This window comes from Dyadobacter luteus (assembly GCF_003383615.1).
Lineage (GTDB): Bacteria > Bacteroidota > Bacteroidia > Cytophagales > Spirosomataceae > Dyadobacter > Dyadobacter luteus.
In genome coordinates this window covers 184155-199264 of the sequence record NZ_QNUL01000003.1, presented here as the reverse complement: position 1 = coordinate 199264, position 15110 = coordinate 184155, and the positions used below count along the sequence as shown (strand labels likewise).

16 protein-coding genes are annotated in these 15110 nt (G+C 42.3%); 8 read left to right on the top strand and 8 right to left on the bottom strand.

Annotation, left to right across the window (positions count from 1 at the left end; all coding sequences use genetic code 11):
- Positions 1-22: 22 nt before the first annotated feature.
- The 3 genes from DSL64_RS05975 to apaG form a co-directional block, all read right to left on the bottom strand.
- Positions 23-991, bottom strand: a complete 969-nt coding sequence (locus tag DSL64_RS05975) for a DUF2157 domain-containing protein (protein ID WP_115829751.1) — start codon at positions 989-991, stop codon at positions 23-25.
- Positions 992-1056: 65 nt separating this feature from the next.
- Positions 1057-1833: an O-methyltransferase gene (locus tag DSL64_RS05970; RefSeq protein ID WP_115829750.1), complete on the bottom strand. Its 777-nt coding sequence runs from the start codon at positions 1831-1833 to the stop codon at positions 1057-1059.
- 40 nt (positions 1834-1873) lie between these two features.
- Positions 1874-2260 carry a Co2+/Mg2+ efflux facilitator ApaG/CorD gene (apaG, locus tag DSL64_RS05965; RefSeq protein ID WP_115829749.1) on the bottom strand — a complete coding sequence of 129 codons (387 nt, stop codon included), beginning with the start codon at positions 2258-2260 and terminating at the stop codon, positions 1874-1876.
- Positions 2261-2403: 143 nt separating this feature from the next.
- On the opposite strand from apaG, the gene ung reads away from it, so the two are divergent.
- Positions 2404-3069, top strand: coding sequence for a uracil-DNA glycosylase (gene ung, locus DSL64_RS05960; protein WP_115829748.1), 666 nt, complete (start codon positions 2404-2406; stop codon positions 3067-3069).
- Between the two features lie 56 nt (positions 3070-3125).
- On the opposite strand, the gene DSL64_RS05955 is transcribed toward ung, so the two are convergent.
- Positions 3126-3530, bottom strand: a complete 405-nt coding sequence (locus DSL64_RS05955) for a Dabb family protein (protein WP_229216977.1) — start codon at positions 3528-3530, stop codon at positions 3126-3128.
- Positions 3531-3886: 356 nt separating this feature from the next.
- Here DSL64_RS05955 and DSL64_RS05950 point away from each other — a divergent pair, with 356 nt between their 5' ends.
- Positions 3887-4900, top strand: a complete 1014-nt coding sequence (locus DSL64_RS05950) for a zinc dependent phospholipase C family protein (protein WP_374755823.1) — start codon at positions 3887-3889, stop codon at positions 4898-4900.
- 4 nt (positions 4901-4904) lie between these two features.
- Here DSL64_RS05950 and DSL64_RS05945 read toward each other — a convergent pair whose 3' ends face one another.
- The 3 genes from DSL64_RS05945 to DSL64_RS05935 form a co-directional block, all read right to left on the bottom strand.
- On the bottom strand, positions 4905-5774 hold the full coding sequence (locus DSL64_RS05945; protein ID WP_229216976.1) for a sugar phosphate isomerase/epimerase family protein: 870 nt from the start codon (positions 5772-5774) through the stop codon (positions 4905-4907).
- A gap of 26 nt (positions 5775-5800) precedes the next feature.
- Positions 5801-6316, bottom strand: a complete 516-nt coding sequence (locus tag DSL64_RS05940) for a DinB family protein (RefSeq protein ID WP_115829745.1) — start codon at positions 6314-6316, stop codon at positions 5801-5803.
- 143 nt (positions 6317-6459) lie between these two features.
- Positions 6460-8241 (bottom strand): DEAD/DEAH box helicase, encoded by a 1782-nt coding sequence (locus DSL64_RS05935; RefSeq protein WP_115829744.1) that lies wholly within the window; start codon positions 8239-8241, stop codon positions 6460-6462.
- A 557-nt stretch (positions 8242-8798) separates the two neighbouring features.
- Between DSL64_RS05935 and DSL64_RS05930 the strand changes: the two genes are divergently transcribed.
- Positions 8799-9347, top strand: a complete 549-nt coding sequence (locus DSL64_RS05930) for an outer membrane beta-barrel protein (protein WP_115829743.1) — start codon at positions 8799-8801, stop codon at positions 9345-9347.
- Positions 9348-9562: 215 nt separating this feature from the next.
- Here DSL64_RS05930 and ald read toward each other — a convergent pair whose 3' ends face one another.
- A complete protein-coding gene (gene ald, locus DSL64_RS05925) occupies positions 9563-10675 on the bottom strand; it encodes an alanine dehydrogenase (RefSeq protein ID WP_115829742.1) in 1113 nt (370 codons plus the stop codon).
- Positions 10676-10851: 176 nt separating this feature from the next.
- On the opposite strand from ald, the gene DSL64_RS05920 reads away from it, so the two are divergent.
- From DSL64_RS05920 to DSL64_RS05900, 5 genes are all read left to right on the top strand, one after another.
- Positions 10852-11313, top strand: coding sequence for an Lrp/AsnC family transcriptional regulator (locus DSL64_RS05920; RefSeq protein WP_115829741.1), 462 nt, complete (start codon positions 10852-10854; stop codon positions 11311-11313).
- A gap of 137 nt (positions 11314-11450) precedes the next feature.
- Positions 11451-12473, top strand: a complete 1023-nt coding sequence (locus DSL64_RS05915; RefSeq protein WP_115829740.1) for a radical SAM protein — start codon at positions 11451-11453, stop codon at positions 12471-12473.
- Positions 12474-12637: 164 nt separating this feature from the next.
- The gene (locus tag DSL64_RS05910) at positions 12638-13435 is read left to right on the top strand and encodes a ParA family protein (protein ID WP_115829739.1); all 798 of its coding nucleotides are present in this window, start codon (positions 12638-12640) and stop codon (positions 13433-13435) included.
- 27 nt (positions 13436-13462) lie between these two features.
- The gene (locus DSL64_RS05905; protein WP_115829738.1) at positions 13463-14392 is read left to right on the top strand and encodes a ParB/RepB/Spo0J family partition protein; all 930 of its coding nucleotides are present in this window, start codon (positions 13463-13465) and stop codon (positions 14390-14392) included.
- Complete coding sequence (locus DSL64_RS05900) at positions 14389-15081, top strand: DUF5683 domain-containing protein (RefSeq protein WP_147300340.1); 693 nt, start codon at positions 14389-14391, stop codon at positions 15079-15081. The genes DSL64_RS05905 and DSL64_RS05900 overlap by 4 nt, the downstream gene beginning before the upstream one ends.
- The last annotated feature ends 29 nt before the right edge of the window (positions 15082-15110 follow it).

The following is a 15110-nucleotide window of genomic DNA, read 5'->3' as shown; positions in this document are numbered from 1 at the left end:
CAGGTTTCCTGATAAGCTCGGTTCATCTTTTAGTCCCTAAAATTTTCCTGAAGTTTAAAAGAAAGATCAGAGTTCCGGCACTGGAAGCGAGCATATAGAAAATACCCAGCAAGCCGACCATGATATCCGGAGTAAGATAGAAAAGTGCATAGCTGATGGCTACATAGCCATAGATAACACCCATTACCAAAAAAACAGCAGACTGTTCTTTTCGTGCTGTTTGTATCAGATAATACGAAAGCGCGATAGAGATAATGAAGTATACAAACCAGACAGTGTGGTTGAACAAGCCTGCTAAAGCTGCTGCCGAAGCAAGATTCGCTCCGAATAGTAGGTAGGTAAAGCTGAAACGACTTTTCAGTTGTTTTATTTCGGATACCTTTCCGGCAACTGCGAGCGCTAAGCCAAGCACAATAGCTGTAATCAATAAACTTTCGCTGGTGAAATCATTTCCCCGTACAACTGAGGTGGGAGCTATGGTGAGTCCTAGCCAGGAAGCCAGCCCTGTCAGCGCCATTGACAGCACACCTATGTGGTCGAAACGATAGGCCAGGAGGAAAAATAGTAAAGTTGGAATAGCAACAGCCAATCCAAATCTGGTTCCGAATAACTCATACTGATATTGGAGGTAGCCTTCCAGAATCAGAAAAAGGCTACAGCCAAGCAGTAAACTATAGTCTGCGAGTTTGCTTTGCGGAATAGTTTTTAACCACGAAAAAGGTGAGCGGTGTTTTACAGAATGACCTAAAAGTAAAATGCATAAAATAGCAAGTATACTGATGATTACCTGATGTCCGATACTATCAATGTTGTCGTACACAATAACGCCAACTCCCGAGGTGAAAAGCAATATGCCCAGATAAAGTATACTGCGTAGCTCATGGTACAACGAGAATGGGCGTGAGTCAAGAAAGTCAGATATCGTTTCTGAATGCTGGTCAGAGATAATCTGTTTACTACGAAGTTGATCAAGTATATCGTTACTGCTCATGCTCCCGCTGTTGTATGTGGACATCCTGTAAAGATATTACCCTTTCGTGCATAAAGTACTTCTTGTTAAAACCGTAGTGTGAAATCTTCTTTGACTTGTTCTTTCCTGAAAAAAACCAGGCCAATCCAGAACAGATCCACAGTGAGGGTAACTTGCGGGTGCGCTTTGATATGGTTCCACGCTTGTGTCATCTCTTCGGACCAGTAAATATCATCGAATATAAACAGGCTGTTATTGTTGGCATATGGGAGGCATTGCTCGAAATATCTCACTGTCGGTTCAAAACGGTGATTGGCATCAAAGTAGGCATAATCGATACCATCAGAGAAACTTTTCAACGTTTCAGGCAGTGTTTGGTCAATATTGCCGACGACTATCTCGATATTACTCATTCCCTCACTTTCGAAGTTTTCACTGGCGATCTGAGCAGTTTGCGGACAACCCTCAAATGTAACAATCCTGGTTTCAGGACTGGCTTTTGCCATATAAAGGGTGGTAAGGCCGAGAGACGTGCCTAATTCAAGTATACTGCCTGGTTTTAAGCGTTCGATAAGTCTGTAAAATAGTCTGCCGAATTTTTCAGGCTTTTCGGCATTTTTGGCAATGGTTTTCAGCTTGCGGCGATTGGACTTATTGACGCGGGAACCAGCTCCAAGATCCAGAATTTCAATCTCCTGCTCCGAACGGAGTAGCTTTTTCCTTAATGCCTGAAGGCTTGTATAATCCGGATTTTTGTCGTTTTTGAGCGCAATGACGTTGTTGTAAAGTTCAAACAAAAACGGGGAATGTATGGCATGTTCGTTACCGGAACGAATCAGGTATTTAATGTAAGCAGCAATCAATTCGTCTTAATTTATAGCAATGTGAAATCCGGCTTGCGGATCAGTTCAATCTGTAAGGTACAACAAGGGAAAAAGCAGGGATGATCACTCTGAATTGTTTGCCGTCAATGACGCGTTCCATCAGATAGGTTCCTGCCATTTTGCCAATATCAGTTCTGAGGTTACAGCCTGAAACATAATCGTGTACATCTCCAGGCTCTAATACAGGCTGAAGACCTACCACACCTTCTCCTTCCACCTCGCGTACAGAAGCATTTGCGTCGTAGATAAGCCAGTGTCGGCGTAGTAGCTTGACTGTGTGTTCACTACGGTTTTCAATCATGATTTTGTAGGTAAACACATAATGTTCCTGACCCGGGTTGGAGTAGTCAGGTTGATATTCTGTGAGTACGGTGACTTTTACACCTTCTGTAACTTTTGAAACCATAAGACTCAGGTGTTGGGTTTGTACTTTGATTAAAGTATTAATTTTGAATTATAAATACTCGTACCAAACGAAAATAGTCATCATTTGCTGACAAAAGCAAATCAAAAAGATATTAATTTGGTTTTTAATTTAAACTCAATGGGATGGATGTAAAAATAGAGGAGTCGTGGAAAGAAAGATTGTCATCGGAATTTGATAAACCCTATTTTCAATCGTTAGTCACTTTCGTGAAGGAGGAATATGCTACCCGGCAAATTTTCCCTCCGGCCAAACAAATATTCAATGCATTTAATCATTGTTCATTCGATAATTGCCGTGTTGTTATTTTGGGTCAGGATCCTTACCACGGGTTTGGGCAAGCTAATGGATTGTGTTTTTCAGTGAATGACGGTATCAGAATTCCACCGTCATTGGTCAATATTTTTAAGGAAATTCAACAGGATTTGGGTAAGCCTATTCCCTCTACAGGAAATCTTGAAAGGTGGGCTTCACAAGGTGTATTGCTATTAAATGCTACGCTTACTGTTCAAAGTGCTGCTGCGGGGTCTCATCAGAATAAGGGTTGGGAGAAATTTACGGATGCAGTAATCAAATGTATTTCGGAGGAAAAACAAAATGTCGTATTTCTGCTGTGGGGAAAATACGCCCAGGATAAAGGCGCTGTGATTGATCAGAGCAAACATTTTGTGCTCAAATCGCGTCACCCTTCACCTATGTCGGCCAATGCCGGAGGCTGGTTTGGTAATCATCATTTCAGCAGAACTAACCAATATCTGGAGGAACATGACCTTAAGCCCATCGAATGGTAACAAAAAAAAGAGTCGGGAAGCCCGGCTCTTTTTCTAATTTTCACTCCTATTACTATTTATTTTTGAATATTGGAATTCAGTTCCAGTACTTTATCCCAATTGGCTTCATTTGCTTTTACAAAATCCAGACGATCTGAGTCGGCCACATATTCATCAGCTCCTTCCTTGGTGCGGAAAGTGAGGTAATGCACTACGTCAAACTGCTCGCCGTCAGCCTTGCTTTTTTCCACTTTGCCTGCTGAATAAGCAACCACGTCTTTCACATTGTTTTTCAATGTAGCAAAATCACGCATGTGCTTTTCAATTGTCTCACCGCTTGTTCCGGGTTTGAATTTAATGCAAACGACACGCTGAATTTCGGCAGGTTTATGTGGAACGTATGCTCCGTAAATGACCAGCATAAATACGCACAGAGCGAAAACTGGTATAAGGTATCCTAATGTTTTATTACGAGGTTTCATTCGTATTTTATATCTGTATTATTGAATTTGATTTTTAACAGGACAAAAGTAGGTATAAAAATTTAATTGTACTATTTTTATAAAAAATATAATATATATTGAAAATTGGGGTCATTTTAAAATTATATTGCTCTGATTGTCACTATGGCGATATATTATTTGGCTTCGTTCTGGTGTCCTAATTTGCAAACCCTCTTATTTGGCTGGTTAAATCAGGGTATGTTTCTGCTATTTTTTATGTATTTTGAGGAATTGGGTTTCTCGAAATACTCATCGGTGACTTTTTATTGCAAAATGGGTATAAACGTCGTTTAACGGTTTAAATATCAGTTCAAAATATTATACTGGAAGCGATTTTGGCGTCGTCAAAAAATTTTCTTCAAAAAACTGCGATTCTTAGTCTGGCGCTGTTCTTTTGCCTGGCTCAAAAGTCTGTGTATGGGAAAGGCGAACCTGAATGGGGTTTCTGGGCGCACAAAAGAATCAACCGTCTTGCTGTCTTTCGGCTCCCGGCTGAAATGCAGTATTTCTACAAAAACAATATTGACTACCTGACAGAAAATGCAGTGAATCCCGATAAGCGAAGATACGCCGTCGTGGGAGAGGCAGAGCGGCATTTTATTGATCTGGATGTATATGGTGACAGTGCCTTGTCAGTTTTACCCCTGTTCTGGAATGATGCCGTTGCTAAAATGGGAGAAGACAGCCTTCGCAAACACGGCATTGTACCCTGGCATCTGCAAATTGCTTCGTATCAGTTAACCGAAGCATTCAAACAAAAGAATGCAGGGCGGATTCTGAGATTAAGCGCAGATCTGGGCCATTACATTGCCGATGCTCACGTTCCTTTGCATACCACCCGAAATTACAACGGTCAGCTCACCGGCCAGGAAGGAATTCATGGTTTTTGGGAATCACGACTCCCCGAATTGTTTGCAGAAAATTACCAGCTCTGGATAGGAGAGGTAAGGTACATTAATCATGTGAGCAAAGAGGTTTGGCGGGTTGTTGAAGAATCACATGCCGCCAGCGATTCTGTATTTCTGTTTGAAAAGCAATTGACAACTTCCTTTGACCCTGATAAAAAATACACCTATGAGCTACGCAACAACATTTTGACCCGTACTTATTCCAGAGAATTTTCAGAGCGTTTTGACGCCATGCTAAGCGGACAGGTGGAGCGGAGGATGAAAGCTTCGGTGGCGATGGTAGGAGACATGTGGTATACCTGCTGGGTGAATGCCGGGCAACCTGACCTGAAAAGTCTTCTCTCGGAAAGCCTATCACCCCAAGTGCAAAATGAAGAAGCCGCTGAGCAACAAAGTTGGTTACAGCGGCTTCTGAAAGTAAGGCCGGAGAGTGATAACTAATCCGCTATTTCAGCTTCACATAAGTTTCCCTGAAGTATTGCACGCTTTTGGCTACCTCAGGTCCGTTGTTTTCCCAGTGATATTCGTATTCGACAGAGATCGGTCCTTTGAATTTCTGGCGCTTCATTTCCGCCATCACTTCATTTACCTTACTGTCACCATTGCCCCAAACCACATCGTGGTATTTGCCATCGGGTGTATCTTTTACCACATCTTTAAAGTGCATTCCAAGAACGTGACCTTCCAGTTGTTTGAGGCATTCAACAGGATCCAGACCTGAACGAACCCAGTGGCCTATGTCTGAACAGGAACCCACAAACTTGCTGCCTGCAGCATATTTAAGAACTGAATCGGGATGCCAGTAGCGCGATGGCTTAGGGTGATTATGTAATGCCAGATTGACTTTGTATTTCTCAGCCATCGGGATAATATAGGCGAATTGATTCGGATCTGGCTCAGTATCAATATTGAGTACACCCATGTCTTTGGCAAATTCAAAAAGTTGTTTCCATTCGGCTTCGTCTTTACCTTTCACTACTCCATAAGCAGTAATTGTAATGCCATGTTTTTTAAGCAGGTCTTTCACTTGTTTGCGCTTAGCTGCATCCATTTTAAAATCCATTTTGCCCTCAATTCCTCCGCCAATGGTTTGTCCGGGATAGGCTTCAACGTATTTTAAACCGCAGCTATCTATTTTTTGTAGTGCTTCAGCAAAAGTAAACAACCTGAATGTATAAGATTGCGCACCCAATTTCCAGCCTGCTTTATCTTCAGGGTTCTTTTGAGCCATTGCTGAAAGGCTGAGCAATGCCACACAGCAAGACAAAATAGTAAACTTAAAGAGTTTCATGTTTTGAACAATTAGTGATTTCATTTCAAAAGTTCTTTTGCGATTATGATCTACTCTAATTGTGAATTAAGAATTCGTGCTGTAACGAGCAGTTGTCCTACATGCCTTTGCGTGTGCTCTGCCGCATGGAACAAAAGTCCCAGATGTGTGGAGGGTATTTTTGCCCTGCCAACCAATCTCACATCCGTAAGCGAACTGGCATCGGTATTTTTAATCTGTTCAATTGCGGAGTTAATCTGTTTTTCGAATAGCCCCAGTAAATATTCGTATGTGCAATTTTCTATGGGTGAAGTTTCCTCACTTCGCAGATAGAGCAGCTGTTCCTCTGATAGTTGCTCTTCTCTGGCATAGGTGAAGAGCCGGTCCAGTACACCCGCAAGGTGCTGTAGGTGAAAGCCAACAGAGGCAACTCCCGAAGGTTTCTCCCATAATAAATGTGGAGGTAGAGTAATTGCCTGTAATTCTTCCAGAGCCTGCAACAATGCATGGGCGGCTGGTTGTAATAATGCGGGAATTTCGGGAAGTGGTCCTCTTAGCCATACTTCCGCTTTGGGTTGATTTTGCATATGTACAGACTCTAGTGTAGTTAATGTTGATTTGTAGGCAGTGCTTATAACTGTACCAATAATAACGGAATTTTGTTCGTATAAAGACAAAAAAAGGAACTCCGTGAAGAGTTCCTTTTATATCAATCAGTTGTTACAACCGCTTATTTCGCGATGTCAATCTGAACAGGTTTTCCTTTGATTGTATTGCCATCCATAGCACGTAACACAGCACGGGCATCACGCTCAGGAACGTCTACAAAAGTAAATTTGTCATAAATATCAATCGCTCCGATTGTCTTTCCGGGAATGTTAGCTTCTCCGGCAATGGCACCAACGATGTCTTTTGGCATGATGTGATCCTTACGGCCAAGGCTCAGGAACAAACGGGTCATACCGGCTTCAGGCGTAGCCGATCCTGTACGTCTTTCTTCTCTTCCGCCTTCTCTGCGTGAGTCAGAACGAGGAGCGAAACGATCTTCTCTTCCTCCGCGACGGTCATCTCTTCCGCCTCTTTCAAAACGACTGCCACCACGGCTGTCGCGATCACCGCCACGGCGATCACCACCACGTTCAGGGCGTTCACCGCCACGTCTTTCTTCCCATGCCAGGTTGCTGTCAGAGTACTCGTTTTTCTGAACACCCATGATCTGCTTAGCCATTGCACCTACGACTTGCTCAGTAGAGAAACCGCTGTGATGAAGCATTTCAAGAACATCACCGTACAAGTCAGCATCGCTGCTTTCCTGAATAGTTGCTGCAATTTTTTCAACAAAACGGGCTTTACGAACACCAACGATATCTTCAAAAGAAGGAATTACTCCTTTTTCGATTTTTACCTTTGTATAGTTTTCGATAGTTTTAAGACGGAATTTTTCATCACGTGCTACCAGAGAAAAAGCTTTTCCTGACATTCCGGCGCGGCCTGTACGACCGATACGGTGTACGTAATACTCTTCATCCAATGGAATATCGTAGTTAATTACGCCATCCAATCCGCTCACATCGATACCGCGCGCTGCTACGTCTGTTGCAACAAGAATGGTAGTAACACCCGCCTTGAATTTGCTCATTACGTTGCTTCTTTGCTGCTGACGCAAATCACCGTGGATACCTTCTGATGCGTAACCACGAAGCTGAAGATCTTCAACGATCTCATCCACCTTGCGTTTTGTGTTACAGAACACAAGAAGTGATTTCAGGTGGTACATATCGATAAGACGAGTCATTACCTCCACTTTCGCCTGCGGTTTTACTTCAAAGCATACCTGCTCAATGTTGACGTTAGTAAGTTCATTACGAACTACTTTAATCAAAACAGGGTCATGAAGGAAACGTTTCGTGATAGACATGATCGGTTTCGACATTGTAGCCGAGAACAAAATAGTCTGACGGTCTTCCGGCATTTCAGCAAGAATGCTTTCGATGTCTTCACGGAAACCCATGTCCAACATTTCATCCGCTTCGTCAAGAACCATCATACGAACTTCGTCAAATTTCAAAGTACGACGTTCCATGTGATCCATTACACGACCAGGAGTTCCTACCACGATATGAACACCTCTTTTCAGAGAGCGAATCTGGCGGTCTATTGAATCTCCACCGTAAATAGCTTCGATTCTTACACCTCTGTGGTGTTTTGCAAGACGTCCAAGTTCTTCAGAAACCTGCACCGCAAGTTCACGTGTAGGGCAAAGTATAAGTGCCTGAACGGCATTGTTAGCAGTATCAATTCTTTCAAGTACAGGAATACCAAACGCGGCAGTTTTTCCAGTTCCTGTTTGAGCCTGACCAATCATGTCAGCACCACTCATTACAGCTGGAATACCTTGCGCCTGGATAGGAGAGGGTTTTTCGAAACCCATTTCATTTAAGGCCTTAAGGGTGTTTTCTGAGAGCCCAAGATCAGCGAAGGTCTCAAAAGTTTCAATTGTTTCAGTTGTCATTCTATCTTAATTGTTATTAAATTCTTATGTAAATACAGTGACTTATAGATTGTTAAATCTAAAAATTTGAGTGAGTAGTCTGAATTTGTAAGACGCAATATGCAAGGCATGTCTTCGGATAAGCAGCAGTAAGTTATTACAAACTCAATGCCAGCCTACAGAAATACGACCAGTTATCTTTTATTAAAGGGGATTGCGCAAAAGCCCACCAACCACAAACAATCCGTGGGGCTCTGCATGACGAACGGTAATGACCAGCAGGACGGTTTAATGCTGGCAGTGCATTTTTCGCACCAAAACCATATATGAAGCAGAGAAGCGAACGGATGTTCGTTCAAATTTTATGCAAAAGTAAGGATAATATTCGGATATGCAATATTAGAGAAAATAAAATTGTAATATTTTTAGAAACCGAGCGGTCGCTAAGAGTTACAATAAATGTTTTTCAGTGCCATTTCTGCGGCTAATGTTAACAATACGTTACTTTCTATGGCAGCAGTCGTATTAAGACCGATTTTCTTATTTCGGGAAAGCACTTTTTAATACACAACTATATCATGAAAAAAATCATCTTCACTGCGCTATTGGCCACAGCGGGATTGGTAGCACAAGCACAGAAAAACACATTATTGGTTTACGGAGACTTGGGTATTACTTCCGGTAAGTCCGCTGCCGATGTAAAAACAACGAGTTTTAAACTCACACCAGGGGTTGGTTATCAGTTCAATGATAACTGGACGGCCGGGGTAAATCTGAGAACTGAAAGCTGGAAACAGGGAAGTCCGTCGGTGAAAAGCAGTACCTTCGGAGCAGGTCCTTTTATACGTTACGCTTATCCTCTGTCCGATATATTTGCAGTCTACGGGCAATTCAATGCTAGCATGGTTTCAGGAAAAACTGCAGGTATTAAATCCAATGGATTTCAGGGGGAATTATTCCCTGCAATCGGCGTCAACCTGAAAAATGGATTTGCGTTGAATTTTAACTTCGGAAGCCTGGCACTCAGTACAAGTAAGGTAAAAGGTGCGTCATCAGGAAGCTCAGACTTTGGCCTTCATTTTGGCAGTGGCGCAGGTTTCGGTATATCCAAAAACTTTGGCTTGTAGGATTTGATAATAAATACAAAAGCCGCCTCTACGATATGCAGAAGGCGGCTTTTGTATTATTAGACATTATCACGAATAGAATTTTTGCTATCGGCTGTCAGCTATCGGCTATCAAACCTATCCCGGAAACCACTTTTTAGCCGATCGCCAGCCGCCGAAAGCTGATGGCAAAATACGCTTACAAATTGATTCGTGATAATATTTATTAGGCACGCTTAAAGTACTTCGCTTACATCAGAATAAGGCAGGTTCCATGCATCAGAAACGCCTTTGAAAACGATCTTACCACCTACAACGTTAAGTCCTTTTTTCAATTCTTCGTTGCTCGTGCATGCTGCTTTCCAGCCTTTATTAGCCAATTGAATAGCATAGGGCAAGGTGGCATTAGTAAGAGCCAATGTAGACGTATAAGGAACTGCTCCCGGCATATTGGCTACGCAGTAATGTACAACGCCATCCACTTCGTAGATCGGATCTTCATGCGTAGTTGCATGTGATGTTTCAAAGCAACCTCCCTGATCGATCGCAACATCCACCATAACAGTTCCCGGCTTCATCAATTTCAGCATATCGCGGGTAATCAGAGAAGGCGCTTTTGCACCTGGTATCAACACGCCACCGATGATCAGATTTGTACTCTGAATCAATTCGCGGATATTATATTCGTTGGACATCACCGTGTCAACGTTTGCAGGCATAATGTCTTCCAGGTATCTCAATCTTGGAAGGCTGATATCCATAATGGTTACATTAGCTCCCAAACCTGCAGCCATTTTTGCAGACTGTGTTCCTACGATTCCACCACCAAGTACCAATACGTTTGCTGGCTTCACACCGGCTACACCTCCAAGAAGAATACCGAAGCCACCCATTGGTTTTTCGAGGTATTTGGCGCCTTCCTGAATTGCCATGCGGCCCGCTACTTCACTCATAGGTACAAGTAAAGGCAAACTTCTGTCTGTTTTTTCTACTGTTTCGTAGGCAAGACAAATTGCTTTGCGTTCGATCATAGCCTTTGTAAGAGGCTCAGACGATGCAAAGTGGAAGTAGGTGAAAAGGAGTTGGTTTTCCTTGATAAGGGGGTATTCGCTTGCGATAGGCTCTTTTACCTTCACAATCATTTCAGCGATTGCATAAACTTCTTCAATGGTTGGCAAAATGACCGCTCCTGCATCCGCATATTGCGCATCAGAGAACCCGCTTCCTTTACCCGCTTCGCTCTGAACATAAATAGTATGTCCGTTTTTAACAAACTCAGTTACACCAGCAGGAGTCACTGCTACACGGTTTTCGTTATTTTTAATTTCCTTGGGAACGCCAATTATCATTGGTAAGAAGTTTTAGGCTTGAAATAGAGTTTTATTTATCCCAAAATTACTTGATTGCGGAAAATGATCCTTCAAAATGAACGTTGAATAGAAAACAAAACTATTTTTTCTGACTTTTGTGGAAAAATAATCTCCCAGGCTGACTGCTGAGGAAGTCATACAATAAAAAATACTTTATGCAACCGGACGCCACCGATAAAAAAATATTGGAATTGTTGCAGGAAAATGCACACATGACGATCAAAGAGATCGCCAGCAGAATTAATCTGTCTGTTACGCCGGTTCATGAACGAATCCGCAAAATGGAACGGGAGGGGTTTATTGAAAAATATGTATGTCTGCTTAACAGACGAAAGCTGGGCAAATCTCTTCTGGTTTACTGCCATGTTACGCTGGACAAACAAAGGAAAGAGAGTTTTGAAGAGTTCAATAAGGCTATTGCGGGAATGCCTGAGGTGCTGGAATGTTCGGTGGTGTCGGGTAACTTTGATTATATGCTAAAAGTAGTCGTTTCTGATTCCGAGGATTATAATCAATTCTATCAACTTAAACTTTCTGCCCTGAGTAGTGTGTTACATATCAGTAGTTACTTCGTTATATCGGAGATCAAACACACAACTGGTATACCAGTTGGGTAGGTGATGAAGGATAATGATTTAAACCTGAGAGAGTTTGAAAAGTGATAGGGCTAAATCGACCGAACAACCGCTCTTAACTAAATCCTGATTGAAAACACAGCTATTGGCCCATGACCAACAGCTAAAAGCTATCATTGATGAATAAAAATTTTAAGGATGGGTTAAATCTGATGTCAAAAGTTACGCCTAAGAGGGCGTGGAATGCGCTTCAGATTTTGGGTAGTTATTTTTATTCAAAGGCAACAGGGCAGCCCGTTCACTGGGGTATGCCCATCGCTATCTCTTTCGAGCCTACTACATCCTGCAATTTACGCTGCCCGGAATGTCCCAGCGGGCTTCGGTCCTTTACCCGGCCTACCGGAATGATGGAGGAGAAACTGTATAAAAAAACGATTGATGAATTAGCGGACAGGTTGCTTTACCTTATTTTCTATTTTCAGGGTGAACCCTATCTGCATCCCAAATTCTTCGAACTGGTCAATTACGCGCACAAGAAAGGTATTTATACTGCTACATCTACCAACGCGCATTACCTCACAGACGAGAAGGCAAAGAAAACAGTTGAGTCGGGTCTGGACAGAATCATTATTTCGATTGACGGAACCACGCAGGATGTATATGAGCAATACCGTATCGGAGGGAATCTGGAAAAGGTGCTGGAAGGAACCCGAAATATCATCAAATGGAAGAAAGAGCTTAAATCCAGCACGCCACACGTTATTTTTCAGTTTCTGGTGGTGAAGCCCAACGAACATCAGATTGAGGATGTGAAGAAGCTCGCTCTGGATATGGGTGTGGATGAGGTTGGATTAAAAACCGCACAGATTTATGATTATGAAGAAGGCTCGGACCTGATACCGACAGTCGACAAATATTCGCGCTACAAGAAGAATGATGCAGGAGGTTTTTCTATCAAAAACAAGTTTGTAGATCATTGTTGGAAAATGTGGCATTCATGTGTCATCACCTGGGATGGAGCTGTGGTTCCGTGCTGCTTTGATAAAGATGCAGAATACAAGCTCGGCGATATGAAGCGGGAAACCTTCACCCAATTATGGAAAGGTAAAAAGTATACTGATTTTCGTGCATCCCTGATACGTTCCCGTTCAGAGATTGAAATGTGCAAAAACTGTACGGAAGGAACCGAGGTTTGGGCGTGAAACACCCCCTGTTTTTTTCTGTTAAGAATTTTTAACTAAATAATAATATTTGTCAATGATCTGATTTTTAATTGTTTAAATCATTTTATTGAAAGTCCGTGGAACATTTTTTGGTGGTTTGCCCTGAATAGTGGAAATTTGAATCGGGTAACTCACATGAATACATGGGCAAAGTAATTGCAATCGCAAATCAAAAGGGTGGAGTTGGCAAAACCACCACTGCTATTAATCTGGCTGCCAGTTTGGCGGCACTTGAATTCCGGACACTGCTGATTGATGCAGATCCTCAGGCCAATTCTACATCCGGTCTTGGATTTAATCCACAGGAAATGGAAAACAGTATCTACGAATGTATGGTAGAGCAGGCAAAAACAGCAGACATCGTTCTTGAAACAGATTTTCCAAATCTGCATCTTTTGCCCTCACACATAGATCTTGTCGGAGCAGAAATTGAAATGATCAACCTTAAAAATCGTGAACTTCGCATGAAGGATGCGATAGCTGAGGTAAGAGATAACTACGACTTTATAATCATTGATTGCTCACCATCTCTCGGGCTAATCACAATAAACAGTCTTACAGCAGCCGATTCGGTAGTGATACCTGTACAATGCGAATACTTTGCATTGGAGGGACTCGGTAAGTTGCTTAATACGATTACAATTATACAATCACGATTGAATACAGGGCTGGTGATTGAAGGAATCCTGCTGACCATGTACGATTTACGTCTTCGTTTGTCTAATCAGGTCGTTAATGAGGTAACAAGCCACTTTGAATCTTTGGTTTTCAATACCATTATTCCACGCAACGTCAGAATTAGCGAAGCTCCGAGTTTCGGAATTCCGGTTATGGCGCAGGATGCTGACAGTAAGGGTGCGGTAAGTTATCTGAACTTGGCAAGGGAAATTCTTTCTAAAAACGGATTGCTATCTTCTGACAGGCAGTTAGGAGTTAATTGATAGGGAACAGGTTAGCGGATAGCATACATGGATGCAACAAATAAAAATAAAAGAATGACAGGCCTAGGCCGCGGATTAGGTGCGCTTTTACAGGATTCGGAAAAGGTAAATCCGCCGCGTGCTACTCCTACCAGGCTGGCAGTTACAGATGTGGTTGGCTCAATGAGTGATCTGGACATCACTTTAATAGAGGCGAATCCTTATCAGCCACGTACTCGCTTTGATCAGGAAGCGTTACAGGAGCTTGCTGATTCTATCCGTATTCAGGGTATCATTCAGCCTATTACGGTGCGTAAAACCGGTGACGATTCGTATCAGCTTATATCAGGTGAACGACGTCTTCAGGCATCCCGCTCCATTGGACTGTCAAGTATTCCAGCTTATGTCCGGACTGCCGACGATCAGCAAATGCTTGAAATGGCATTGATCGAGAATATTCAACGCGAAAACCTCAACTCGATAGAGATTGCATTGAGCTACCAGCGTTTGATCCTGGAATGTAATCTGAAGCAGGAGGAGCTTGGTATACGTGTAGGAAAAAACAGGACTACGGTTAATAATTATATCCGCCTGCTTAAACTTCCACCGGTAATTCAGGCGGCGCTGCGTGACAATCAGATCAGCATGGGACATGCCAGGGCGATTATTACGATCAACAGCGATATGAGTCAGCTGAAAATCTTTAACAAAATCATTGAAGAAGGCTGGTCTGTAAGGAAAGTAGAGGAAGAAGTACGGAAACTGGGCATGCTTAGTGCTATCACGGAAGAGCCTAAGAAAGTAGTTCCGGTTAAGCATGAATTTAAGACGCTACAGTTTCAGTTATCCTCGTTTTTCGGCGCCAAAGTTTCGGTGAAAAGCGATAGTGATAATAAGGGTGAAATTAAGATCCCTTTTGAATCGAAGGAAGAGCTGGAGAAAATATTGCAAACACTAAAATTTGAGGGGAAAGCTTGAAAAAGTGGTTTTTGTTAATGGCAGTGTTGTTAGGACCTTTGGTAGGGATGAGTCAAAAAACAGCAAAAGACACTGTTAAGACCGTTCCCCGAACGGCAGTTGTTTCGGACAGTGCAGTTGTGGCGGTTGTAGATTCACTATTAGGGAAAAATGGCAAAAAGAAGTTTATGCCTAATCCTAAAATCGCTACACGACTTGCGTTGATTCCCGGAGGAGGGCAAGCCTACAATAGAGATTACTGGAAATTGCCTATTATTTACCTTTCAATTGGTGGCGGGGTATATGCGTGGAATTTAAACAGGTTGAAATACAATGATTTTCTTTCGGCTTATCTTGGATTCTATGTTTTAAATGTCTCCAAACAGGATTCTGCTTATGGAACGCTAAGACCGGGAATGACAACCAATGAAGTGAAAGTACGAAACCTGTTTAACACAGAAAGTGAAATACGTACTGCCACCAAGGATCAGATTGAAAGACAAAAAAATTACTGGCGAAGAAACAAGAACCTGTCTATCATTGTAGCCGGGCTTATTTATTCGCTAACCATTATTGAAGCAAATGTGGCTGCTCACTTAAAAACGTTTGATTTATCCGACGATCTTTCATTAAGGGTAGAGCCCAAAATCAGTCAACCTTTGATGAGGGAGCCAACTCCCGGGTTGAGACTTGTATTCAGTATTAAATAGGAAGTATACGATTTTTTAATAAAGTAAAT